The sequence below is a fragment of the Microbacterium hominis NBRC 15708 genome (assembly GCF_001592125.1).
Taxonomy (GTDB): Bacteria; Actinomycetota; Actinomycetes; order Actinomycetales; family Microbacteriaceae; genus Microbacterium; species Microbacterium hominis.
Genome location: NZ_BCWI01000001.1, coordinates 1 through 23,030 on the forward strand (window position 1 = coordinate 1; position 23,030 = coordinate 23,030).

At 69.4% G+C, this 23,030-nt stretch carries 25 protein-coding genes; 20 read left to right on the top strand and 5 right to left on the bottom strand.

The annotated features are described in order from the left end of the window. The first annotated feature begins 42 nt into the window (after positions 1–42). From MHO01S_RS00005 to MHO01S_RS00015, 3 genes are all read left to right on the top strand, one after another. Positions 43–618, top strand: coding sequence for a cation efflux transmembrane domain-containing protein (locus MHO01S_RS00005; protein WP_060958848.1), 576 nt, complete (start codon positions 43–45; stop codon positions 616–618). A gap of 62 nt (positions 619–680) precedes the next feature. Next, positions 681–1,040, top strand: coding sequence for a Cd(II)/Pb(II)-sensing metalloregulatory transcriptional regulator CmtR (gene cmtR / locus MHO01S_RS00010; RefSeq protein WP_060958847.1), 360 nt, complete (start codon positions 681–683; stop codon positions 1,038–1,040). Next, positions 1,037–2,941 (top strand): heavy metal translocating P-type ATPase, encoded by a 1,905-nt coding sequence (locus tag MHO01S_RS00015; RefSeq protein WP_060958846.1) that lies wholly within the window; start codon positions 1,037–1,039, stop codon positions 2,939–2,941. Before cmtR ends, MHO01S_RS00015 begins: the two co-directional genes overlap by 4 nt. Before the next feature lie 73 nt (positions 2,942–3,014). Here MHO01S_RS00015 and MHO01S_RS00020 read toward each other — a convergent pair whose 3' ends face one another. From MHO01S_RS00020 to MHO01S_RS00030, 4 genes are all read right to left on the bottom strand, one after another. Next, complete coding sequence (locus MHO01S_RS00020) at positions 3,015–3,995, bottom strand: arsenic resistance protein (RefSeq protein ID WP_060958876.1); 981 nt, start codon at positions 3,993–3,995, stop codon at positions 3,015–3,017. A 32-nt stretch (positions 3,996–4,027) separates the two neighbouring features. Further along, positions 4,028–4,282: a mercuric ion transporter MerT gene (gene merT / locus MHO01S_RS00025; RefSeq protein WP_060958845.1), complete on the bottom strand. Its 255-nt coding sequence runs from the start codon at positions 4,280–4,282 to the stop codon at positions 4,028–4,030. A 54-nt stretch (positions 4,283–4,336) separates the two neighbouring features. Continuing rightward, positions 4,337–4,459, bottom strand: a complete 123-nt coding sequence (locus tag MHO01S_RS16830; RefSeq protein WP_255266050.1) for a hypothetical protein — start codon at positions 4,457–4,459, stop codon at positions 4,337–4,339. Between the two features lie 139 nt (positions 4,460–4,598). After that, on the bottom strand, positions 4,599–4,931 hold the full coding sequence (locus MHO01S_RS00030; protein WP_060958844.1) for a hypothetical protein: 333 nt from the start codon (positions 4,929–4,931) through the stop codon (positions 4,599–4,601). A gap of 311 nt (positions 4,932–5,242) precedes the next feature. Between MHO01S_RS00030 and MHO01S_RS00035 the strand changes: the two genes are divergently transcribed. The 17 genes from MHO01S_RS00035 (at position 5,243) to MHO01S_RS00115 (ending at position 20,899) form a co-directional block, all read left to right on the top strand. Then, the gene (locus MHO01S_RS00035; RefSeq protein WP_157553710.1) at positions 5,243–5,665 is read left to right on the top strand and encodes a hypothetical protein; all 423 of its coding nucleotides are present in this window, start codon (positions 5,243–5,245) and stop codon (positions 5,663–5,665) included. Between the two features lie 90 nt (positions 5,666–5,755). After that, a complete protein-coding gene (locus MHO01S_RS00040) occupies positions 5,756–6,421 on the top strand; it encodes a DsbA family protein (protein WP_060958842.1) in 666 nt (221 codons plus the stop codon). Between the two features lie 11 nt (positions 6,422–6,432). Beyond that, the gene (locus tag MHO01S_RS00045; RefSeq protein WP_231734915.1) at positions 6,433–7,440 is read left to right on the top strand and encodes a flavin-containing monooxygenase; all 1,008 of its coding nucleotides are present in this window, start codon (positions 6,433–6,435) and stop codon (positions 7,438–7,440) included. A gap of 13 nt (positions 7,441–7,453) precedes the next feature. Further along, entirely contained in the window at positions 7,454–8,170 is a 717-nt protein-coding gene (locus tag MHO01S_RS00050) for a copper resistance CopC family protein (RefSeq protein WP_060958840.1), read from the top strand. After that, a complete protein-coding gene (locus tag MHO01S_RS00055) occupies positions 8,167–8,442 on the top strand; it encodes a TFIIB-type zinc ribbon-containing protein (RefSeq protein ID WP_060958839.1) in 276 nt (91 codons plus the stop codon). The genes MHO01S_RS00050 and MHO01S_RS00055 overlap by 4 nt, the downstream gene beginning before the upstream one ends. 77 nt (positions 8,443–8,519) lie before the next feature. Next, positions 8,520–9,056 carry a signal peptidase II gene (locus MHO01S_RS00060; RefSeq protein ID WP_060958838.1) on the top strand — a complete coding sequence of 179 codons (537 nt, stop codon included), beginning with the start codon at positions 8,520–8,522 and terminating at the stop codon, positions 9,054–9,056. Continuing rightward, positions 9,053–9,388 (top strand): DUF6804 family protein, encoded by a 336-nt coding sequence (locus tag MHO01S_RS00065; RefSeq protein ID WP_060958837.1) that lies wholly within the window; start codon positions 9,053–9,055, stop codon positions 9,386–9,388. The genes MHO01S_RS00060 and MHO01S_RS00065 overlap by 4 nt, the downstream gene beginning before the upstream one ends. After that, positions 9,385–9,984: a TlpA family protein disulfide reductase gene (locus tag MHO01S_RS00070; protein ID WP_060958836.1), complete on the top strand. Its 600-nt coding sequence runs from the start codon at positions 9,385–9,387 to the stop codon at positions 9,982–9,984. The genes MHO01S_RS00065 and MHO01S_RS00070 overlap by 4 nt, the downstream gene beginning before the upstream one ends. Continuing rightward, positions 9,981–10,748: a cytochrome c biogenesis CcdA family protein gene (locus MHO01S_RS00075; RefSeq protein ID WP_005054907.1), complete on the top strand. Its 768-nt coding sequence runs from the start codon at positions 9,981–9,983 to the stop codon at positions 10,746–10,748. The genes MHO01S_RS00070 and MHO01S_RS00075 overlap by 4 nt, the downstream gene beginning before the upstream one ends. Continuing rightward, entirely contained in the window at positions 10,729–12,423 is a 1,695-nt protein-coding gene (gene resB / locus MHO01S_RS00080; RefSeq protein WP_060958835.1) for a cytochrome c biogenesis protein ResB, read from the top strand. The genes MHO01S_RS00075 and resB overlap by 20 nt, the downstream gene beginning before the upstream one ends. Next, positions 12,420–13,361, top strand: coding sequence for a cytochrome c oxidase assembly protein (locus tag MHO01S_RS00085; protein ID WP_060958834.1), 942 nt, complete (start codon positions 12,420–12,422; stop codon positions 13,359–13,361). Before resB ends, MHO01S_RS00085 begins: the two co-directional genes overlap by 4 nt. Before the next feature lie 3 nt (positions 13,362–13,364). Further along, positions 13,365–14,987, top strand: coding sequence for an apolipoprotein N-acyltransferase (lnt, locus tag MHO01S_RS00090; protein ID WP_157553711.1), 1,623 nt, complete (start codon positions 13,365–13,367; stop codon positions 14,985–14,987). After that, entirely contained in the window at positions 14,984–16,390 is a 1,407-nt protein-coding gene (locus MHO01S_RS00095; RefSeq protein WP_082734083.1) for a M23 family metallopeptidase, read from the top strand. The genes lnt and MHO01S_RS00095 overlap by 4 nt, the downstream gene beginning before the upstream one ends. Positions 16,391–16,582: 192 nt before the next feature. Next, a complete protein-coding gene (locus tag MHO01S_RS00100; RefSeq protein ID WP_231734912.1) occupies positions 16,583–17,371 on the top strand; it encodes a M23 family metallopeptidase in 789 nt (262 codons plus the stop codon). Then, positions 17,368–18,384 (top strand): c-type cytochrome biogenesis protein CcsB, encoded by a 1,017-nt coding sequence (ccsB, locus tag MHO01S_RS00105; protein ID WP_060958833.1) that lies wholly within the window; start codon positions 17,368–17,370, stop codon positions 18,382–18,384. Before MHO01S_RS00100 ends, ccsB begins: the two co-directional genes overlap by 4 nt. A 129-nt stretch (positions 18,385–18,513) precedes the next feature. Beyond that, positions 18,514–20,493 (top strand): bifunctional copper resistance protein CopD/cytochrome c oxidase assembly protein, encoded by a 1,980-nt coding sequence (locus tag MHO01S_RS00110; protein WP_060958832.1) that lies wholly within the window; start codon positions 18,514–18,516, stop codon positions 20,491–20,493. Between the two features lie 10 nt (positions 20,494–20,503). Next, on the top strand, positions 20,504–20,899 hold the full coding sequence (locus MHO01S_RS00115; RefSeq protein WP_060958873.1) for a DUF4307 domain-containing protein: 396 nt from the start codon (positions 20,504–20,506) through the stop codon (positions 20,897–20,899). 39 nt (positions 20,900–20,938) lie between these two features. On the opposite strand, the gene MHO01S_RS00120 is transcribed toward MHO01S_RS00115, so the two are convergent. Next, on the bottom strand, positions 20,939–22,975 hold the full coding sequence (locus tag MHO01S_RS00120; RefSeq protein ID WP_174524642.1) for a heavy metal translocating P-type ATPase: 2,037 nt from the start codon (positions 22,973–22,975) through the stop codon (positions 20,939–20,941). Positions 22,976–23,030 lie beyond the last annotated feature (55 nt).

Here is a 23,030-nt window from a genome sequence, read left to right on the forward strand (position 1 = left end):
CGGCTGCACGAGGCGCAGCTGTCCCCCAGCGAGGATGGAGGTATGGAAGCTCTCAGACGCGTGGTGCTGATCGTCGCCGTGCTGAACCTGGCGTACTTCGGCATCGAGTTCACCGTCGCCCTCACGATCGGATCGGTCTCTCTCTTCGCCGACAGCGTGGACTTCCTCGAGGATGCCGCGGTCAACCTGCTCATCTACGCGGCGATCCCCTGGCCGGTGCGCCGCCGCGCGATCGCGGGAAGCGTCTTAGCGTTCGTGATCCTCATCCCTGCCGTTGCGACGATCTGGACTGCGATCGTGAAGATCCTCGACCCGGTCGCGCCCGACCCCACCGCCCTGTCGATCACCGCGCTCGGCGCCCTCGCCGTCAACCTCGCCTGCGCGACCATCCTCGCCCGGCACCGCCACCAAGCTGGCAGCCTCACCAAAGCGGCCTGGCTTTCGGCACGCAACGACGCCTTCGCCAACCTCGCGATCATCGCCGTGGGCGTGCTCACCATCTGGTTCGTCACCGGATGGCTGGACATCGTCGTCGGCATCGCCATCGGCCTGCTCAATGCAGATGCCGCCCGCGTCGTCTGGAAAGCCGCCCGCCAGGAAGCCGCCGCCCAGCCATAGACCCGACCCGATTGTCGCCTCCACGGAGAAGTTTTATACATCGTTGGGTGTATAGTCATCATGTGCTGACTATTTCCGATCGACTCGACGTGATGAACCGGCTCGGACGGGCGATGGCCGACCCGACCCGCTCCCGCATCCTCCTGACCCTCTTGGCCGGCCCGAGCTACCCTGCCGTGCTGTCCCGGGAGCTGGGGCTGTCGCGCTCGAACGTGTCGAACCATCTGACGTGCCTGCGCGGGTGCGGGATCGTGGTGGCCGAGCCCGAGGGTCGGCAGACCCGCTACGAGGTCGCGGACCCGCACCTGACCCGCGCGCTGACCACGCTCGTCGACGTGACCCTGGCCGTCGACGAGAGCGTGCCGTGCATGGACCCCGACTGTGGGGTTGAGGGCTGCGTGGTGGGGGAGGCGAGCGCGTGAGCACGGTCACGGGTTCGCAGGTCGAGCGTGTCGACCTCGACGATGACGACGACGACGACCGGCCCTGGTATCGGAGCCCGAGCGTCCTGATCCCCATCGCCTCCGGCGTCGCGTTCGCCGCCGGCCTGATATGCGAATGGACTGGCGCGGAGACCGCCGGCCTGGTGCTGTTCTGGATCGGTCTGCTGCTGGGCGCGTACACGTTCGTCCCCGGCGCGCTGCGCAAGCTGTTCACCAAGGGCAAGCTCGGCATCGGACTCCTGATGACCATCAGCGCCACTGGCGCGGTGATCCTCGGCTACGTCGAGGAGGCCGCCGCGTTGGCGTTCCTGTACTCCATTGCGGAGGCGTTGGAGGACAAGGCGATGGACCGCGCCCGCGCAGGGTTGCGGGCGCTGTTGAAGCTCGTGCCCGACACCGCTCTGGTCAAGCGCGGCGACGCCACGGCCGAGGTCGAGGCGAAGGAGCTGCGCGTCGGTGACGTGCTCGTGATTCGGCCGGGCGAGCGGATCGCCACCGACGGCATCGTGCGGGCTGGCCGAAGCAGTCTGGACACGTCCGCGATCACGGGTGAGTCGATCCCTGTCGAGGTCGAGCCCGGTGTCGACGTGTCAGCCGGGTCGATCAACACGACAGGCGTCCTCGAAATCGAGGCCACCGCCGCCGGCACCGACAACTCGCTCACCACGATCGTGGAGCTGGTCGAGCAGGCCCAGGCCGAGAAGGGCGACCGTGCCCGCCTGGCCGACCGGATCGCCCGCCCGCTTGTGCCCGGCGTGATGATCCTCGCCGTGCTCGTCGGCGTACTCGGATCGCTGCTGAGCGGCGACCCCGAGCTGTGGATCACCCGCGCCCTGGTGGTACTCGTCGCAGCCTCCCCGTGCGCTCTGGCGATCGCCGTCCCGGTCACGGTCGTCTCCGCGATCGGTGCAGCGTCGAAGTTCGGTGTGGTGGTGAAGTCCGGGGCCGCGTTCGAGCGATTCGGCGGCATCCGCCACCTTGCCGTCGACAAGACCGGCACGCTGACCCGCAACGAGCCCACCGTGGCCCGCGTCGTGACCGCTGCGGGCGCGACCGAAGATGAAGTGCTCGCATGGGCGGCGAGCCTGGAAGCGCACAGTACGCACCCGCTGGCCGCCGCGATCACCAACGCCGCCCCCGACGCGCCGACCGCGCAGGAGGTCAGCGAGACCGCCGGGCACGGCATCGCCGGCACCCTCGACGGTGCCCGTGTCGCTGTCGGGAGCCCCCGCTGGCTCGCCGCCGGCACACTGGCCGACGAGGTGACCGCGATGGAATCCGAGGGGATGACCGTCGTCATCGTGTACCGCGACGACCGGCCCGCCGGCGCGATCGGGGTCCGGGACGAGCTGCGCCCCGAGGTTCCCGAGGTCGTCGCCACGCTCAACCGCCGCGGAATCGGGGTGACGATGCTCACCGGCGACAACGCCCGCACCGCGGCGGCCCTGGCCGCACAGGCAGGTATCAGCGACGTGCGCGCCGAGCTTCGCCCCGAGGATAAGGCCAGCGCCGTCGCGGAGCTGTCCGTATCGCAACCCACGGCCATGATCGGGGACGGCATCAACGACGCCCCCGCCCTGGCGGCCGCGGACCTGGGAATCGCGATGGGAGCCAAAGGCGCGGACGCGGCGATCGAGTCCGCCGACGTCGCGTTCACCGGCCACGACCTCCGCCTCATCCCGCAGGCCCTCGCCCACGCCCGCCGCGGCCGCAGCATCATCAACCAGAACGTCGTGCTGTCCATCGCGATCATCGCGGTTCTGCTGCCGCTGGCGATCACCGGCATCCTCGGGCTCGCGGCAGTCGTGCTCGTGCACGAGGTCGCGGAGGTCATCGTCATCCTCAACGGGCTCCGCGCAGCTCGGCGCACGCGCGCTTGACACGCGCGTCCCGCTGACGAACCGACCGTCGACGGGGAGAACACGGCAGACCGCACACCGAGGCAGATCGCTCCTAAGCCACAGCGACCACGGGATGTCTGTTCGGGATGAGCCGTGGGATGAGGCGGACGAACGCGACCATGACCAGGAGCTCGACGAGGGTCTGGGTGACCACGACGAGCGGCGCGAGGTCGAACGCGGGCGGCAGCGCAAGGACGAGCGGGAGGACGACGAGCGAGTTGCGGGTCGCGCCGCTGAACACGACCGCTCGACGGCCGGGAACGTCGAGCCGGGCGACGCTGCCGGCGAGGGCGCCGATCGGGATCATGAGGGCGGCGAAGAGCACGTAGACGGGGATCGTGAGCAGCAGCGATGCGATCTGCTGGCCGACGCCGGCGATCTGTGAGGCGACGACGACGGCCAGGGTGAGCATCATCAGCGGCACCATCGCCCCGAGTACCGCGTTCTGGACACGCGCGCCTCCACGGGTGCGGGCGGCGAGCTGCGTGAGCCCGGCGGCGAGCAACGGCAGCACGATGAGCAGCAGGAACGCCTCGACGAACGGGGCGAGGTCGACGCTGGCGACGAACTCGGCGCCGACGATGAGCCGGAGGTAGAACGGCAGCAGCAGCATCTGGGCGATCATCAGAAGCGGCGCGGCCGCGAGCAGGCGGTCCTTCGCGCCGCCGGCGATCCCGGTGAACACGATCACGTAGTCCACGCAGGGTGTGAGCAGCACGAACAGCACGCCGACGAGCAGCACCTGATCGTGGGCGACGATCCGCGACAGCAGCCAGACGACGACGAGCACGAGGACGAAGTTGACGATCATGACCGTGGTGAGGAATCGCCAGTCGCGGAACGCGGTGCCGATCTTCGCGAACGGCACGCCGAGGAAGGTGGCGTAGAGCAGCAGCCCCAGCACCGGGTTGATCGCGAGCTCGGCCGGGTGGGCGACCGCGGGGATGAGCAGCCCGACCGCAGCGCCCAGGGCGAGAGCGGCGAGGTAGAGCAGCACCTGGTGTCGTTCCATCCACTCGACGCTCGCTCGCATCGTCCCATTCTCCCGGGCGACGGGATCGGTGTTCAGCAGGCGCAGTTCGCGTCGCCGCACCCGGAGCCGCCGGCTGCGGCGCGTCTCTTCGCGATCTGGCGTCGGCGCAGCCACCACATGCCCAGGGCGAGAGCGGCCAGCCCCGCGGCGACCGCGATGAGCGTCTGCTGCAGGACCGCGGCGCCAGCGCCGGTGACGATCCCGGCGACGATCAGGTACGGGAGTGCGCAGCAGCCCACACAGGCCAGCAGAGCGAGCAGTCCGGCCACCTTCGTGCGCGTCGGCACGCCCTCCTCGGTGAGAGCCTTGCGCGCGCAGCTTGTCGTGGTTTCGGGGGGCGCTCATGCGGGTGCTCCTTCGGGGTGCGCGATGTCGGCGTAGGGGATCGGGCAGTCGGCGCAGGTGCAGCCGATCAGGCTGTCGCAGCGGGCATCGACCACCTGCTGCAGGGAGGCGCGGATCACGAGGAGGTCTGCCAGTTTCTGCTCGATCTCGTCGATCTTCTCGAGCGCGCGGGTGCGCAGGTCTGGGGTCGCGGCGTCCGGTGTCGAGCAGCTCGGCGACCTCTTCAGAGCGAACCCGAGCCGTTGCGGAGCATCGTCGTCATCGCGCCGAGTCGGCGAGGCTCGTGAGCGCCGTGAGCACGTCGGCGTACTGCTCGGGAACCTCAATCGTCATCACGGCGCTGCCCCCGACCGGACTGGTCGTGAACGTGAAGAACGAGCAGCACGCCGTCTCGCGCTCCGCGAGATCTCTCGCCGTCGCCAGCGACTCCAGCGGAAGGGTCACCACCGCCCGAGTCAAGGAGGAGCGGGCGACGGTCTCCGTCGCGGTCGCGAAGAGCTCGGCGAACTCGGAGACCCGCAGCGGACGGTCCACCGTGGGCAACGTACATGCTTCGGGAGCCTGCTCGAAGAGTTCCAGAAAATCGGTCATGCGCCAACGGTAAACCCGTACCCAAGTAGGGAATGCAACCCCTGCCGACCAAGGCGGCTCGGCCGGGATGAAGGTTCTCGATAGGAGTTGCAAAGTCCACGCGCTCTTTCGAGCAAGTTGCGAATTTGAACTTTGACGGGGCGCACCGGCGCTCGGATCGGACACGAATCATGGGAAGTGTCGGAGCGAGAGTTGTAGTTCCAGGTGAAGATGGCGTTGCCCAAGGGTCGACGGAACCCGGCTCAGAGTGGCGCTTGGGCGCGCACGGTAGGCTGTTGGCGATGGTCTCTTCGGCCCAGACTCCGCGCTCCGTGACGCTGAATGAGCAGTTGTTGATAATGAGGCTCATTACCAGCGTCGGTTTGGCGTTGCTGCTGATGCTGGGTCTGGCAGCGACTGGCCACACGGAGGCGGACGGTTCGACTCCTGTCCCGCTGGTGATATCTGGGTTGATGGACCCGCACGTCGAGCCCGTGGCAGATGCCCCGGCCGAGCATGAAGCAGTCGCTGGTGGCGTCGCTTCTGGGCCGAACGCGTTAGTGGGCGCTGCGCTGTGCATGCTGGGCGTGTTGTGCGGGTTGACGTTCATGGTGGTGCTGCGGGGATTGTGGCGTCGGCGGATGCCTCCGGTTCTCGGTGACCGACCACGAATGCCTTCGCTGCTTCCGGCGCCGGCCGCTCGTGCTCACCCGATTGTCTTCTCGTTGACGCAGTTGGGTCTTTCCCGAACCTGACATTTGGCACGCCGCCCTTTCGGGTGGCGCTTCGTCCCGGGTTGCGTGCCCGGGTTCTGTCCTGTGCCGTGTCTTGGTTTGGAGTACCCGATGAAAACCCCTGTGAAGGCGACACTCGTCACCATCGCCGTTGTGGTGGTGCTGGTGGGCGCCGCGTTGATCTACGTCCTTGTCAATCAGAGCCAGACCGCTCCACCATCTGGGGGCGGTGACGCATCCCCGCAGGTGGTGCGGGAGAGCTCGCATGTCCTCGACGACGGCGGGGAGGGCGCAGTCACCCTGGTGGAGTTCCTCGACTTCGAGTGTGAGGCGTGTGGTGCGTTCTTCCCGATCGTGGAGGATCTGCGGGAGCAGTTCGCGGGGGAGATCACGTATGTAGTCCGTTACTTCCCGCTGCCGGGCCATTTCAACTCGAAGAACGCGGCGGTCGCGGCGGAGGCGGCCGCGCAGCAGGACCGGTTCGAGGACATGTATGTCCGGCTGTTCGAGACGCAGGCGGAGTGGGGTGAGGCGCAGGAGTCTCGCGCCGACCTGTTCCGTGGCTTCGCGGAGGAGATCGGTCTGGACATGGCCGCCTATGACGCCGCCGTGGCGGACCCGGCCACGACGGAGCGGGTGGAGCTGGACTTCGAGGAGGGCCAGGCGCTTGGCGTGAGCAGCACCCCGACGTTCTTCCTCGACGGGAAGCCGCTCAAGCTGCAGACGTGGGACGACCTCGAGAACGCCATCCAGTCCGCGGTGAACGGTGGCCAGTGATGAGGGCGGGTTTGACGCATCGGCGGGCGATCATCGTCGGCGCCGGGCAGTTCGGGCTCGCGGTTGCCGCGGCTCTGAGCGCGGAAGGGCTGCGGCCGCAGCACGAGTTCGTCGTGATCGACGCCGCCAGCACGGGGCAGCGTTCCTGGTCCTCACGGTGGCATTCGATGGAGCTTCTCAGCGACGCCCGGCACAGTGCGCTGTCTCCGCGGCGGCTGCTGGGTGACCAGCGTCGGCACCCACGGACGGACGAGATGGCCGACTACCTCACCTTCGTGGAAGCCGGGCTGGGCGTGGAGACGGTCTGGGGCATCCGGGCGACCGGGGTGGAGCACCGCGGGAACGGCTCGACTCTGCTGCTGTCGACGACGGCAGGGGAGGTGCAGACCCGCAACGTGATCTGCGCGACTGGCGCATCCGCGCACCCGCGGATTCCGGAGTGGGCTTCTCTGCTGACGGTGCCCGGGGTGGTGCTGCACAGCAGCGAGTACCTGTACCCGAAGCAGATCCCCGTCGGCGACGTGCTCATCGTGGGAGGCGGGAACAGCGGTGTGCAGCTGGCCCGCGAACTGTCCGCGTCGCACACCGTGACGCTGTCCGTGCGAACCCGGCGGCAGCATCGCCCCGCGATGAGCTATCCCGTCGCGGCGGGGGAGAGGGTGCCGCTGTTCTCGCGGGAGCGTCGCCCCGAGCCGGTCTTCGGCGACAGCTATGAGCAGCTGCGCCGCGCAGGGGTCACGATCGCAGCTGCGGTGGAGAACGCTACCGGCGACGTGGTGACCTTCGCTGACGGCACGCAGGCATCCCCCCGGTCGGTGATCCTCGCCACCGGCTACACCCCTGGCGACGATTGGCTCCCGGAACCAGCCCGTGTCGACCGGGCGCGGCGCACCCTGACCGGGCTGCCCGGGCTGTTCGTGGCGGGGATGCCGCAGTACGGCGGCCGCGGCTCCGACACCCTCGCCGGGGTGTGGAAAGACGCGACGACGATCGCCCAGCACATCATCAACCAGCCCTGAAAGGACCACCGCCTTGACCACGGTCACCGACCACGAACACCCGCACCGATCCGGCTCACGGAGACGCGTCCTCCTCCTGCCCGCCCTGACGGCGCTGCTGCTGGCCGCCGGGCTCCTGTTCGCCACCGCGGCGCCCGCAGCCGCGCACGATGAGATCGTCTCCTCCTCCCCGGATTCCGGATCCACGGTCAGCGTGGTCCCGGAGGAGATCTCGCTGACGTTCAGCGGCGAGATCCTCACCGATTTCAGCGCCGTGATCTTCGAGGTGGTCGCCCCGGACGGGCAGAATATCGCATCGGGGGATCCGGTCATCGACGGGACCACGGTCACCCAGACGGTGACGCCCGGTCAGGCGGGCGTGTACACGGTGCGGTGGCGGGTCGTGTCCAGCGACGGGCACCCGATCAGCAACGAGTACCAGTACACCGTCGAAGCGATCACCGTCCCCACCAGCATCCCCACCCCCGAAGCGACCGAGGAGCAGACACCCGACCCGTCTCCGACGTCCACCGACACCACCGGGAACCCCGGTCACGGTGAGCCCTCCGGGGGTGGGGAGCTTCTGCCGGTCTTGGCCGTCGCCAGCGGCGTGATCGTGCTGGGCGGCGCGCTGGTGGTCGTGCTCATGGTGGCCAGAGAGCGTCGTCGCCGCGACCGAGCAGCCGCAGCCGCGGCCGCCGCGGATGGTGGACCCGCCGACGACCAGCAACAGAAGGAGAACCCCTCATGAAATGTCCGGTCGACGGGACCGCCCTGCTGATCACGGAACGCTCCGGGGTAGAGATCGACTACTGCCCGCAGTGCCGGGGCGTCTGGCTGGACCGCGGCGAGCTCGACAAGATCATCGACCGTGCCGCCGACCTCGCCGGCGGCGGCCGGCAAACCCGCACCGCCCCCTATCCGCGGGAGGGCGACCACCGTTCTGACCGCGACAGGGATCATCACGGTCGCTCCGGGCGTCGGCGGAAGGAAGGGTTCCTCGGTGACCTCTTCGACTTCTGACACCAAAGGTCTCTTCCTGATAGCCGGTCTGATGGCCGGGGTATCAGCGACCGCCGCGAACGCACGAGGAGCCGCTGATGGTTCGTGAGCAGACCCGGCGGTTCGCGGTCGCGTGCCTGGCCGCCGCTGTGGTGGTCCTGGTCGACCAGGCGACGAAGGCGGCCGCACTGGGAGGGTTGAGTCAGGAGGAGCGGATCCCGCTGCTGGGGGATCTGCTCGGGCTGCAGCTCGCGTTCAACCCCGGCGCGATCCTCTCTCTCGGAGCCGGGGTCACCGGGCTGCTCACTCTCCTCGGGGTCGGTGCCGTGGTGCTGCTGGTTGTGGCCGCCGCGCGGGCGCGGACCGGATGGTGGGCGTTGGGGATCGGGCTGATCCTGGGGGGGGCGATCGGGAACCTGATCGACCGGCTGTTCTCCCCCCCCGGGTTCGGGGTCGGGCACGTCACCGACTTCCTCGCCTACGGGAACCTGTTCATCGGCAACCTCGCTGACGTCGCCCTCGGCGCCGGCGTCATCGTCCTCGGTCTAAGCCTGTGGGTCCGTCACCGCCGCGCCCGCGCGAGCGCGGCAACCGGTGCGTCGCCTGCGACGGGCTCCGTAGGGAGCGGGTCATGATGGCGAAGCAGCGGACTCCGTCCGTGTACCAGCGCAATGCGTTTGCGCCGGGGCTGCTCGCGGCGGCGGTGTTGTTCCTCGCGCCGGTGCTGATGGGTGGGGACTGGTTCACGGTGGTGCTGTTTGTCGCGGCGATCTTCGCGGTCATCGTGGGGTGGTTCGCGATCCAGGCGCGGCAGTGGTGGTGGCTGCCGGTGTTTGCGGTGATCGTGGTGATCTGGAACCCGGTGTTCCCGTTCCCGTTTTCCGGCCCGGTGTGGACTGCGGCGCAGCCGGTCGCGGCGGTCGTGTTCCTGGTCGCCGGCGCCCTGATCAAGGTCAAGCGCGCATGATCCGGCGCCGCGTCCTTGTCGCTGTGACGCTGGTCGCGGCGCTGCTGCTGGCCGGGTGCACGTCCAGCGATTCGCTTGCGCAGCAGTACCGGGACGGGAACGAGAAGGGCTACATCGCTGGCGACTTCCAGGTCGTCGAGATTCCGGATCCCGACCGCGGGGAGCCGGTGGTGTTCGAGGGGGTCACCGAGACCGGCGAGACGGTGTCCAGTGACGATTACCGCGGCGGGGTGCTGGTGGTGAACTTCTGGTACGCCGCGTGCGGGCCGTGCATCGTCGAAGCGCCCCTGCTCGAGGAGGTCTGGCAGGAGTACCAGGATCAGGGCGTCGCTTTCCTCGGGGTGAACACCTACGACCAGCCCGCCACCGCACTGTCGTTCGCGAGAGACAACAACGTCACCTACCCGAGCGTGATCGACGTGAACGACGGACGGGTCAAGCTCGCGTTCGCGCAGGTCACCCCGATCCAGGCCACCCCCACCACTCTGGTCATCGACCGGGAGGGGCGGGTCGCGGCGCGGATCATCGGGCAGCTGGCCAGCGCGTCGATTCTGTCCACCCTGGTCGCCGATACCCTCGCCGAGGACAGCTCGTGAACCCGGGCCAGGTGATCGTCGACGGTGCCCTGTGGGTCGCGATCCCGGTCGCGATTCTCGCCGGGCTGGTCTCGTTCGTGTCCCCGTGCGTGCTGCCGTTGGTGCCCGGCTACCTCGGCTACCTCGGCAGCACCACCACGACGACCGCGGCCCCCACGGTGGACGGGGGGCGCACGGTGACGGCGGAGCGCGCTCGGCTGCTGCTGGGCGTGACATTGTTCATCGCCGGGTTCACGGTGGTGTTCGTCGCCGTCACGATCCTCGGCGGCACCTTCGGGTACCTGCTGCTGCAATACGCCAATGTGCTCACTCGCGTCTTCGGGGTCGTCATCATTGCCCTGGGCCTGGTGTTCCTCGGGTTCTTCGGCATCGCGCAGCGCACTCTCCGCCCCCGCGCCCAGGGCAGGGCCGGGCTGATCGGGGCGCCGCTTCTCGGGTTCGCGCTCGGCGTCGGCTGGACCCCCTGTATCGGCCCGACGCTCGCAGCGATCATCTCGATGTCGTGGAACCTCGGCGACCCCGCCCGCGCGGGCCTGCTCGGGCTGGCGTACTCGCTGGGTCTGGGCATCCCGTTCCTGATCCTCGCGGCCGGGTGGGGGTGGGCGTCCCGGTCGGTGACGTTCCTGCGCCGCCACATCCGCGCCCTGAACATCATCGGCGGGGCCATGCTCATCGCCCTGGGCCTGCTGATGGTGACCGGGCTGTGGACGGCGCTGATGTCGCAGCTGCAACAGGTGGTGATCAATGTCCCCCTCCCGCTCTGACATCGGCACCGACGTCACGGCCGACCCGCTGCGCCCCGGCGACCACGCGGACACCGATGTCGACACCGCGACGGAGATCACCCAGCCGGCGCTGGGCGTCACGGGGTGGTTGCGGTGGGCGTGGCGGCAGCTGACCAGCATGCGCACCGCGCTGGTCCTGCTGCTGTTTCTCGCGATCGCCGCGGTGCCGGGGTCTCTGTTTCCGCAGCGCAGCGCCGACCCCAACGGCGTCATCCAGTGGGAGCGGGACAACCCCGATGTGTTCCCGCTGGCGGAGGCGGTGGGCCTGTTCGACGTGTATCTGTCGCCGTGGTTCTCCGCGATCTATCTGTTGCTGTTCACCTCTCTGATCGGTTGCGTGATCCCGCGCGCCAAGCACCACTACAAGGCGCTGCGTTCCCGCCCGCCGCGCACCCCGGCGCGGCTGTCGCGCCTCTCGGAGTACCGGGAGCTCACGTTGCCGGCGGGGGAGGGGCGGACCGACGCGGCCGGGCACGCGGTGGATGTCGCGGCGGAGCAGCTGCGGCGTGCCGGGTACCGGGTGGAGCGATTCGACGCCCGCGGAGCCGCGTCGGTGTCGGCCGAACGCGGCTACCTGCGCGAGACCGGCAACCTGATCTTCCACGTTGCCCTCGTCGGCGTGCTGGTCTCCGTGGCGATCGGCGGGTCGTTCGCGTACACCGGGCAGCGGGTGGTGGTGGAGGGCACCACGTTCGTGAACGCGCTCAGCGACTACTCCTCGTTCAACCCCGGCCGGTTCGTCGACGGCACGGGCCTTGCCCCCTACTCGCTCACCCTCGACGACTTCCAGGTTTCCTACCGGCTGCCCGGCACCCCCGGCGCAGGCCAGGCCGGCGACTTCTCCGCCGACATCACCATCCGCCAGCCCGGGCAGGACGACCGGGCGCAGAGCGTGATCGTGAACTATCCGATCACCGTCGACGGCGACCGCATCTACCTGCTCGGCAACGGCTACGCCCCCACCCTCACGATCCGTGACGCCGCCGGCGAGGTGGTGTACAGCGAGTCGCAGCCGTTCCTGCCGCAGGACTCCAACATGACCTCGCTGGGGATCATCAAGATCCCGGACGGGCTGCCCGAACAGGTCGGGCTGGTCGGGTTCTTCTACCCCACCCAGGGGGTGCTGCCCTCCGGCGCGTTCACCTCCGTCTACCCGGACGTGGTCAACCCGGTGCTGACCCTCAACGTGTTCAGCGGGGATCTCGGCATCGACGACGGCACCCCCAGGTCGGTTTACACGCTCGAGGTCGACGGTCTCACCCAGCACACCGGCGGCGACACCGCCGCCGACTCCCTCGAGCTCACCCCCGGCGCCACCGTCGACCTGCCGAACGGGTGGGGCACCATCACCTGGGAGGAGGTCACGGCGGAGGAACCGGTGAAGCGGTTCGCGTCGCTGCAGATCCAACGCGACCCCAGCAGCGGCTGGGTGCTCGCGTTCTCCGTGCTCGCCACCCTCGGCCTGTTCGCCGGCCTGTTCGTGCCCCGCCGAAGGCTCTGGGTGAAAGCCCGCACCACCCCGGATGGTGTGCACGTTGAGTACGCGGGACTGGCCCGAGGCGAAGACCCCGCTTTGGCGCGCGCCGTCGACGAGTTCGCGACCCGCCACGCGCAGACCCTCGACGTCGCGCCGGCGGAGAAGGACACGCCGTGACGACCGTGTGGATCCCGGACGCCCCGCCGACTCTCGGCGGGTTCCTCACCCCCGCGCCACTTCCGGCTCCGGTACTGCCGCTCCTCGCGGTGCTCCTCGCGGTCGCCTACCTGGCCGGCGCGATCCGGATGTGGGTGCGCGGCCGCGGCTGGCCGGTGTGGCGGACGGTCAGCTTCCTGCTCGGCTGCGTCGCCCTCGCTGCCGTCACCGGATTGGCGGTGGAGAACTACGGGTACGCCCTGTTCTCGGTGTTCATGTTCCAGCAGCTCACCCTGATGATGGCGATCCCGCCGCTGCTGGTCCTCGGCTCTCCCGGCACCCTGCTGCTGCGCGCCACCCCGCACCACGGCCCCGGTCTCCTGGTGCTGCGGGCCGCGCATGCCGGGCTACGCAGCCGCACCGCGCGGTGGCTGCTCAGCCCGTGGCTGGCGGTGCCGCTTTACCTGGCCGCGTTCTACGGTCTCTATCTGGCGAACTTCGCCGACCCGATCCTGTCCACCGTCACCGGGCATACCGTCCTCGAGGTCGGGTTCCTGGTCGCCGGGATGCTGTTCACCATCCCGATCTTGTCTTCCGACCCGTTGCCGGTGCGGATGAGCCACGGCGGCCGCGCCCTGGATGTGTTCGCCGAAGCCGCCCTGCACGCCTTCTTCGGCGTCTTCCTGATGATGGCCACCACCACCCTCATCGACGGGTTCGCCGGCCCGACGAGCGCGCTGGGCATCGACCCGATCGAAGACCAGCGCCTCGCCGGCGGGCTGGCCTGGTCCTATGGCGAGGCCCCCACCCTGCTGATGCTCATCTACGTCATGCACCGCTGGTTCCGCGACGACACCGCCCAGGCTGTCGCCGCCGACCGTCGCGCCGACATGCACGGCGACCCCGAGCTCGACGCCTACAACGACTACCTCACCCGACTCCACCAGAAAGACACCTGACCGATGCGCACGCCCCTGCCGACACCCGCCCCGGCCGCCGCGCCGGAGCAGGAGACGCCGCCGCGCCGCACCGTTGCGGCATGGTCGCTGCCGGTGTGGGCGGCGGTGCTGGCATCCGCGGCCGGCGGCCTGCTGCTGGATCTCGCCTCCGCACCGGTGGGGTGGTGGCCGTTGACGTTCGTGAGTGTCACGGTCGCCCTGGTGGCCCTGATCGGCCGCAGCATCGGCGGGGCGCTGCTGGTCGGTACGGTCTTCGGCGCCGTGTTCTACACGACCCATCTGGTGTGGGTGGGGGAGTTCCTCGGCCCGGTGCCGTGGCTTGCCCTCGCCGGGCTGGAAGCGGTCCTGTTCGGCGCGGGCGCGGTGCCGATCGCGCTCGCCTACCGGTGGACCGCCCGCTATCCGGCTCGCGGCCTCGTGCAGCTGCTCGCGGTACCGCCGCTGATCGCGGTTCTGTGGACGGCCCGTGAGGTGGTGATGGGTGCGTGGCCGTACTCCGGGTTCCCGTGGGCGCGCCTCGGGATGACCCAGGTGGGCGGGCCGCTCGCGGAGGTCGCGTCGTGGACGAGCGTGACCGGCCTGTCGCTGCTGATCGTCATTCTGTGCGCCTCGGTGGTGCAGTGGATCCGCGCCGGCGGCATCCGGTTCATGCTCGGGCTGCATCCTGCCGTGAGCGTCGCTGTTCTCCTGGTCGTGGCACCGCAGTTCCCCACCGCGCCGACCGGGGAGTTCCGGGTGGGATGGGTGCAGGGCAACGGCCCCACCGGGTACTTCGACGACAAGGCGCCCGGCGATGTCCTTGCCGCGCAGACCGCCGCCACTGTGCCGCTGTACGGGCAGCCGATGGATCTGCTGGCCTGGCCGGAGGGCGGCGTCGACGCCGACCCGCTCAGTGATCCCGCCGCCGCCGAGGCGTTGGACCGGGTCGTGCGCTCGGCCGGGGCGCCGTTGCTGATGAACGCCGCCACCACCCGCGGCGCCGAGGTGTTCAACACGTCCCTGCTGTGGACCGCGGACCCCACGGGCCGGCAGTGGCACGACAAGGTCAACCCGGTCCCGTTCGGGGAGTACGTGCCGGACCGGTGGTTCTACGAGCTGATCGTCCCCGACCTGGTCGGACTGATCCAACGCGAGTACACCCCGGGCACCAACCCGCCCATCGTGCAGGTCGGGGACGTCGGGGTGGGGTTGGCGATCTGCTTCGACGTGATCTACGACGCCGTGATCTGGGACGGCGCCCGCGCCGGCGCAGAGGTGTTCGTGTTCCAGACCAACAACGCCGACTTCCGTGGCACCGACGAGAACCTGCAGCAGCTCGCGTTCGCCCGGATGCGCGCCATCGAAACCGGCCGCGCGGTGGTCAACGTCTCCACGGTGGGCACCAGCCAGGTCATCACCCCGGACGGCACCACCGTCGACAGCATCGGTGTCGACACCGCTGACGCGTCGATCACCACTGTCCCGCTGCGCACCGGACTCACCCCGGCGGTGATCCTCGGTCCCTGGCTCACCGCTCTCATCGTCCTCGCTGCCGCCGGCGCTCTCACCGCGGCGGGGTTCTTCCACCGTGCCCGCACGCGTGCGGCCGGCGCAGATCGTTCGACTGATCCGGGGAGGCAGTCATGAACACGCCACGGGTCAGGCCTGCCGGAGGTCGACTGGCCTGGTCGCTGCGAACGCTGGCGACGGGCACGGATCTCACCCTTCTCAGCGACCTGACGGCGGAGGAGTGCGGGTGCGCGCCCACGCCCGCGGAGAGCCGCGCATTCCGGGCCGGGGTGAGCCGACGCACTCTGCTGACCGCGGGAGCATTGAGCGCGGCCGCCATCCTGGCCGCCGGCCCGCTGCTGCCAGCAGCGTTCGCGGCGACCTATCCGTCCTGGGAGGACGTGCAGGCCGCGAAAGCGAACGAGGCCACCAAAGCTGCCGAGGTGCAGCGGATCCAGGGCCTCATCCAAAGTCTGACCGGCAAGGTGGCGCGCACCCGCACCGCCGCCGAGCAGGCCGCCGGTGCGTTCTACACCGCCCAGCAGGAGTACTTCGACGCATCCATCCGCGCCGACACGTTGCAGTCCCAAGCCGACCTGGAAGCGCAGAACGCGACCGACGCGGCGAACAAGGCCGGCCGCATCGCCGCGCAGCTGTACCGCGACGGGGGCGACACCACCTCCCTCGAGCTGTTCCTCTCCGGCTCGGCCGCGACCGCGGACGATCTCCTGTCCCGGCTGGGCGTGATGGACAAGCTGCTGGAACGCAACCAGGCCGTCTACGCTGCGGCGCTCACCGCCCGCGATGCCGCGCAGAGCCTGACCGATCAGGCGGTGGTGGCCCGGGATGAGCGCGACCGGCTGCAGCAGGTCGCCGAGCAGAAGATGCTCGAGTCGCAGCAGGCCGCCGATGCCGCGCAGGCCGCGCTGGACGCGCAGACCCTCCACCTCGGCGAGCTGCAGGCCCAGCTCGCCGCCCTCGAGGACACCACCGCGAAGACCATCGCCGACTATCAGGCCGGGGTGGAGGCTGCCCGCCTCGCCGAGGAGCAGCGGCGAGCGGCGGAGCGCGCCGAAGCGGAACGGCTCGCCGCCTCGGGAGGTGGCGGTGGGGGTGTGGTCAGCTCCGGGTGGGCACGGCCGACCTCCGGGCACCGCACCTCGGGGTTCGGGCCGCGCAGCTCCCAGTGCGGCAACGGGTACTGCTCGACCAGCTACCACTACGGCGTCGACCTCAGCGGCGGATGCGGCGCGGGGATCTACGCCGCCGCGACCGGCACCGTCGTCTACGCCGGGTACAACGGCGGCTACGGCAACTACATCAAGATCGACCACGGCGGCGGGATCGGCACCGGATACGCCCACATCCGCCCCGGCGGCTTCTACGTCGGATACGGCCAACGCGTGAACGCCGGCGACCTGATCGGCAGCGAAGGCAACACCGGCAACGCGTTCGGTTGCAACCTGCACTTCGAGGCCTACGTGAACGGCTCCCCGGTCAACCCCATCACCTTCCTCGCCGCCCGCGGCGTGTCCATCTGACCCGAAACGAACCAGGACATCATGACTGACCAGACCACCCCACCAGGCGGCGGCGACCAGCCCCAGACGCCCCCCCCGCGCCGCAGCCTCCGCCGCTCCGCAACCCCGCCAGCCACCAGCATCACCACCCGCCTCCCACGGCGCCCGCCCGCAGAAACGTCCGCCCGTGGTCGGGTAATCGCGCTGCGCCCAGTGCGGTCCCTGGCGGTCCTCACGGTCGTCACCGGCCTGATCGCCACCTTCGCCCTCCCCGCGTATGCCGCCTGGCAGCCGGCGGACCTCGAGATCCCGACACTGCAGCAAGTCGCGTCCGAGGACGCGCAATCCTTGATCGTCGCCTCCGACGCGACCGGGACGCAGCTCACACGGGAGAGCTACTCGGCCACCACCCAGGCCGAGATCGACCAGAAGAAGGCGGCAGAAGCAGCCGCAGAACGTGCCCGCGCCTCCGCACAAGTCGCCTCGGTGCCCTTCGACTACAGCGTCGTGCCCCAAAGCAGCGGAGCCGTGCGGTGGCCGGTGGGCGGCCCATTCACCGTGACCGACCGCTTCGGTGCTCGAGGCGGCGCGCATATGGGCACCGACATGGTCGCTGCCGGCGGAACCCCCGTCTACGCGTCCGTCGACGGCGTCGTGCGGATCTCGCAGGACAGCTACGGCGGCTACGGGGTGACCGTCGTGGTGGAGTCCGTGCTGAACGGGCAACAGGTGAGCACGGTGTACCCGCACATGCAGACCGGAAGCCGGCAGGTCGCAGCCGGGCAGAGCGTCACGGCCGGGCAGCTGGTCGGACTCGTCGGCAGCACGGGACGCTCCACCGCGAACCATCTGCACTTCGAGGTCTACCTCGACGGAACCGCCGTGGACTCGCTGGCCTGGCTGGAAGCGAACGCGGGCTGGCCCATGTGCACGGATATACCGCACCACCCCGCTCGCGGGCACCCCCTGACCGAAACGACGAAGAGGACGACCCTGCCATGACCGGAACCGACGCGCTCTCCCTCGACGGCATCTCACTGCTGCTGGTATGGACGGCGATCGCCACCTACCTGCTCGCGTTCATCGCGTACACCATCGACCTGGCCGGGCGCTCCGTCCCCGCCAGCGTCCCGCAGCGGGAGCCGGCCCTGGCCGGCGCTGCCGCACGGGCTGGCCAGCACACGGAGAACGCCCAGAGTCGGTCGGTGGACAGTGTTCGCACGCCGCCCGCGCAGCGGCAACGGCTGCTGTGGGCGCGGATCGGGACGTCGCTGACGGTCCTCGCGTTCCTGTTCCACCTGGCCGGCACCATCCTGCGCGGCATCGCCGCGGAGCGGGTGCCGTGGGCGAACATGTACGAGTTCGCGTTGACCGGCACGGTCCTGATCGTCGCCGTCTACCTGCTGGTGCTGCGCCGCTACGACCTCCGCTTCCTCGGTGCGTTCCTGATCGGCATGGTGGTGCTGCTGCTGGGTGGCGCGACGATCTCGTTCTACGTCGAGGTCGTTCCGCTGATGGATCCGCTCAAGAGCGTGTGGCTGGTCATCCACGTCTTCGTCGCCTCCCTGGCCACCGCCCTGTTCGCGATCGCCTGCGGCATCTCCATCACCCAGCTCCTGCAGGCCCGCCGGGAGCGCCGCGCCCGAGCATCTTCGGACACTGCCCGCGCAGCCGGTCCCGGGTTCCTGCGCACTCTGCCCACCGCCGACGTGCTCGAGTCCCTCGCGTACCGGTTCGCGATCGTGGGGTTCGTGTTCTGGACGTTCACCCTGATCGCCGGCGCGATCTGGGCCAACGACTCCTGGGGTCGCTACTGGGGCTTCGATGTCAAGGAGGTGTGGACGTTCGTGATCTGGGTGCTCTACGCCGGCTACATCCACGCCCGCGCGACCCGCGGCTGGCGCGGTACCCGCTCCGCCTGGCTGTCCATCATCGGGTTCGTCGCGGTGCTGTTCAACTTCACGATCGTGAACATGTTCTTCCAGGGCCTGCACTCCTACTCCGGGCTCACCTGACCCCGCACCCCTGCTCCGACCGCTTGCCCGAGCCGAAAGCACGCACATGACCCCGATACCCTCGATTCCCGCCACCACGCGTGCGGATACCACTGAACGCGGACAGCGGTCACTCCGACCGCGACAGGAATGACTCCTCGCGTCTTGCGGGTCGCAGGGCCTGCGATCCTCGGCGGGGTCGCACTCATCGCCTTGGTCGGCGCGTTGTGGTCCGGTGGGGGTGCTGCGCAGCTCCCGCTCGGCGACGCCGGCCCTGTTGTGCGCTGGGGGCTTCCGGTCGCGAAACTGGTCGTGAATCTCGCCGCCGCGGGCATGGTCGGTGTGCTCGTGACCGCGTTGTTCACGCTGCGGTCCGGTGAGCGCGAGTTCGACGTCGCCCTCGATACCGCGTCGATCTCTGCTGCCCTGTTCACCGTGGCCGCGGGCGCGACCGGGTTCCTCACGTTTCTCAGCGTGTTCAACCCGGCCATCGACGCAGGCCCCCAGTTCGGTGCCCAGCTCGGCCGGTTCCTCGTCGAGCTCGAGGTCGGCAGGACATGGCTGATCACGATGGTCGCCGGCGCCGCCCTCACCGTCCTGACCTTCGCCGTGCGGTCCTGGGTCGGGACGCTTCTGGTCGCCCTGGTGGCGGTGGCATCGCTCGTGCCGATGGGCACGCAGGGGCACTCCGGCGACGACGCCTTCCACCACGAGGCGATGATGGCGCTCATCCTGCACATCATCGGCGCCGCGGTGTGGCTCGGCGGGCTCCTGCTGCTCATCGCCGTCCGTCCAGTCCTCGACCGCGGTCGCATCCCCGATGTCGTCGCCCGCTACTCGAGCATCGCTCTAGCCGCGTTCGTGCTCGTCGCCATGTCCGGCACGGTGCGCGCCGCCATCGGCTTGCAGGAGTGGTCCGATCTGCTCTCGCCCTATGGCGCGATCCTGGGCGTCAAGGTCGTCGCGCTCGTCGGCCTCGGCCTCTTCGGGGCGTGGTACCGCACCCGCCTGATCGGCAGGATGCGCAGCTCCGACGCGGCATCCCGCCCTTTCTGGATGCTCATCGCGTTCGAGCTGGCACTGATGGGTGTGGCCAGCGGCGCCGCCGCAGCGCTGGCCCGCACCCCGCCACCGAACCCGGCCCCGCTTCCCGAGATCCCCTCGCCGGCAGAACGCCTCACCGGTGCGCCGCTGCCCCCGGAGCTCACGATCGAACGGTGGGTCACCGCGTGGAACGTGGACATGTTGTGGGCGGTGCTCGCCGGGTTCGCGATCTTCTTCTACCTCGCCGGGGTGTGGCGGCTGCGCCGCCGGGGCGACGCGTGGCCGGTGTATCGCACGATCATGTGGGTCGCTGGCATGGTGCTGCTGGTCTGGGTCACCGGCGGAGTCGTCAACGTCTACCAGGACTACCTGTTCAGCATGCACATGGTGGGCCACATGCTGCTCACGATGGCGATCCCGGTGCTGCTGGTCGCCGGCGCCCCGGTGACGCTCGCCGCCCGGGCGATCCGCAAACGCGATGACGGCACCCGCGGCGGGCGCGAGTGGATCCTGTGGGCGGTGCATTCGCCCGTCGCCCGCATCCTGACGAACCCGTTCGTCGCGGCCGCCCTGTTCATCAGCTCACTGTGGGTGTTCTATTACACCGACCTGTTCCGCTGGTCGCTGTACGACCACCTCGGCCATCAGTGGATGATCGCGCACTTCCTCATCACCGGCTACCTGTTCGCGCTCTCCCTGATCGGTGTCGACCCGGTGCCGTGGCGGCTTCCCTACGCCGGCAGGCTGCTGCTGCTCATCGGCGTGATGGCGATGCACGCGTTCTTCGGCATCGCCATCATGATGCAGTCGGGGCTCATGGTCGCCGACTGGTTCGGGTCGATGGGTCGCACCTGGGGTGCCACACCGCTCGAGGATCAGTACACCGGCGGCGGCATCGCGTGGTCGATCGGCGAGATCCCCACCCTGATTCTCGCGATCACGGTCGCGATCCAGTGGAGCCGCAGTGACGTGCGCGAGGCCAAGCGCCGCGACCGGCACGCCGACCGCACCGGCGAAGCCGAACTCGAGGCCTACAACGCACGCCTCACCGAGCTCGCCGACCGCGATGCTCGCAGCCGCAGATAGGGCGCACTACGTGACGACGAAGGAAGAGCTCGCCGACCGCTACGGCCGGGGACCGCGGCCCATCCGCCGCCACGTGTTCAGGGTCACCGTCGCGACGGTGGCAATCCTGTCTGTCGCCGGGCTTTCGTGGCTGACTGTCTCGAACTCGCTCGACGACGTCGGATTCGACGAGACCGGATACGAGTTGGTCGATGCGCGCACCGTGACCGTGTCCTTCCAAGCCACCCCTCCCGCTGGTACGTCGTTCGCGTGTGCTGTGCAGGCATTGGATGAGGACTTCGGCATCGTCGGTTGGCGTGTCATCGAGTACCCCGCGTCCGAGGAGATCACACGAGCACTCGTGGAGACCATCCCGACCGTCGCGCAGGCAACGACCGGTACCGTGCAATCCTGCTGGGCCACATAGCCACCCAAGGGAGGCCGTCCCCTGCGCCGGCTGAGTCTCTCAAGCAGTGGGCCTGTCTTCGTGGTCGATACCGTGATGCTCCTTGCCGCGCTCGAAGTTGAGCAGGCGGAGTGCGTTGCCGACGACGACCAGGGTGGAGCCTTCGTGGATGAGCACGACCGCGCCGATGTTCAGGCCGAGGAAGGTGGCGAGGATGAGGAACGCGACGATCGCGAGGCTGGCGATGAGGTTCTGCCGGATGATGCGGCTGGTGGCGCGGCTGAGCCGCACCGCGAACGGGACGCGACCGAGATCGTCGCTCATCAGCGCGATGTCGCAGGTCTCCAACGCGACGGTGGAGCCGGCGGCGCCCATCGCGATGCCGACGTCGGCGCGCGCCATCGCGGGGGCGTCGTTGACGCCGTCGCCGACCATCGCGATCGGTCGGTGGGTTTCGGCGAGGCGGGTAATCTGAGCGACTTTGTCCTCGGGGAGCAGCTCGCCGATCGCGGTGTCGACGCCGACCTCCCGGCCGACCGCGTCGGCGACGCGCTGGTTGTCGCCGGAGATCATCACGAGCTGCCCCACGTTCGCGCCCCGGAGTGCACGGAGCACCTGGGCGGATTCCGCTCGGGAGGCATCCATCACGCCGACGATGCCGAGGAACCGGTCGCCACGGCGCACGATCATCAGCGTCTGCCCGGAGTCCCGCGCCTCCGTGTACGCGTCGGCCAGTGTGCCGGTCAGCGGAACCTGCTGCTCGTCGAACATGCGCAGGTTGCCGACATCGACCCGCTCGCCGTCGATCGTCGCCGTGACGCCACGCCCGACGACCGCGTTCAGGTCCGTCGCGGTGAGGCGCTCGGTCTGGGGGACACGAGGTTCGAGGTCGCGGACGATCGCCTCGGCCAGCGGGTGATCGCTGAGCGCTTCAACGGCAACCAGAGTGCGGATCAGCTCGGACTCGGGGACATCGGCAGCAGGCGTGACGGACGTCACCCGGGGGGCACCCCAGGTCAGGGTGCCAGTCTTGTCGAACGCCATCGCCTTGACCCGTCCGAGCGTCTCAAGCGGGGCGCCGCCCTTGACGAGCACGCCGGCACGCGCAGCACGGGCCACACCCGCCAGCACCGCGGCCGGGGTCGCGATCGCGAGAGCGCAGGGGCTGGCGGCGACGAGCACCGTCATGGCGAGGTAGAACGCGTCGGGGAACGGTTGCGCGAACGCGAGCCAGGAGATCAGGAGCGTACCGGCGACCCCGAGGATCACGGCGGGCACGTACCAACGCTGGAACCGGTCGATGAACTGCTGTGTGGGGGAGGCGGCCTGGTCGGCGGAGCGGACGAGCTCGACGACCTTGCTGAGCGTCGAGTCCGCGGCGGTCGCGGTGACCTCGACCTCGAGCACGCCGGACCCGTTCACGGTGCCGGCGAACACCCGGTTCGCGGCGGGCAGGGTGTCGACGGTGCGCATCGCCCGCTCCGGGTCGGCCACCGGCTCCTTCTCCACCGGAATCGACTCCCCGGTGACCGCGGACTGATCCACCGCGGACACCCCGGAGATCACGAACCCGTCTGAGGGAATGCGGGAGTTCGGGCGGATGACGACGATGTCGCTGACGACGATCTCCTCCACCGGCACCTCCACCGGCTCGTCCCCGCCGCGGCGCACCAGGGCGCTGCGGGGAGCGAGCTCGGCCAGGGACTCGATGGACTTGCTGGCACGGCTGAGGGCGTACTCCTCGAGCGCGTGGCCGAGGCTGAACAGGAACAGCAGCACCGCCCCCTCCGCCCACCGGCCGATGAGGGCGGCGCCGATGGCGGCCACCAGCATGAGGAAGTCGACCTCGAACTTCCCTCGCATCGTCGAAGCGATCGCGGTGCGGAACGTGAAAAACCCGCCAAAGAAGTAGGTGGCGAGGAAGAACACCAACGGCCACCCGAGCAGCGGCAGCCCCAACGCGAACTCGGCGATCATCCCGCCGGCGTAGGTCACGCCCGCGGCGATCGCGAACCACAACTCCCACCGGGCCGAACCGTGGGAATGGTCGTGCGTCTCCGCAGCGGGCGCGGTAGTCGTCGGGGAGAAAGCAGTCATGCGACCAGGATACATCACAAGATCATGATATGTTGTAGTTGTGAATGATTATCGT

Bases quoted from the DNA above. Each gene is read 5' to 3' on its own strand.
- MHO01S_RS00005 (WP_060958848.1), top strand. From the start codon at position 43: ATGGAAGCTCTCAGACGCGTGGTGCTGATCGTCGCCGTGCTGAACCTG.
- MHO01S_RS00020 (WP_060958876.1), bottom strand. From the start codon at position 3,995: ATGCGAGCGAGCGTCGAGTGGATGGAACGACACCAGGTGCTGCTCTAC.
- MHO01S_RS00030 (WP_060958844.1), bottom strand. From the start codon at position 4,931: ATGACCGATTTTCTGGAACTCTTCGAGCAGGCTCCCGAAGCATGTACG.
- MHO01S_RS00040 (WP_060958842.1), top strand. From the start codon at position 5,756: ATGAAAACCCCTGTGAAGGCGACACTCGTCACCATCGCCGTTGTGGTG.
- MHO01S_RS00055 (WP_060958839.1), top strand. From the start codon at position 8,167: ATGAAATGTCCGGTCGACGGGACCGCCCTGCTGATCACGGAACGCTCC.
- MHO01S_RS00060 (WP_060958838.1), top strand. From the start codon at position 8,520: ATGGTTCGTGAGCAGACCCGGCGGTTCGCGGTCGCGTGCCTGGCCGCC.
- MHO01S_RS00065 (WP_060958837.1), top strand. From the start codon at position 9,053: ATGATGGCGAAGCAGCGGACTCCGTCCGTGTACCAGCGCAATGCGTTT.
- MHO01S_RS00070 (WP_060958836.1), top strand. From the start codon at position 9,385: ATGATCCGGCGCCGCGTCCTTGTCGCTGTGACGCTGGTCGCGGCGCTG.
- resB (WP_060958835.1), top strand. From the start codon at position 10,729: ATGTCCCCCTCCCGCTCTGACATCGGCACCGACGTCACGGCCGACCCG.
- lnt (WP_157553711.1), top strand. From the start codon at position 13,365: ATGCGCACGCCCCTGCCGACACCCGCCCCGGCCGCCGCGCCGGAGCAG.
- MHO01S_RS00095 (WP_082734083.1), top strand. From the start codon at position 14,984: ATGAACACGCCACGGGTCAGGCCTGCCGGAGGTCGACTGGCCTGGTCG.
- ccsB (WP_060958833.1), top strand. From the start codon at position 17,368: ATGACCGGAACCGACGCGCTCTCCCTCGACGGCATCTCACTGCTGCTG.
- MHO01S_RS00110 (WP_060958832.1), top strand. From the start codon at position 18,514: ATGACTCCTCGCGTCTTGCGGGTCGCAGGGCCTGCGATCCTCGGCGGG.
- MHO01S_RS00120 (WP_174524642.1), bottom strand. From the start codon at position 22,975: ATGACTGCTTTCTCCCCGACGACTACCGCGCCCGCTGCGGAGACGCAC.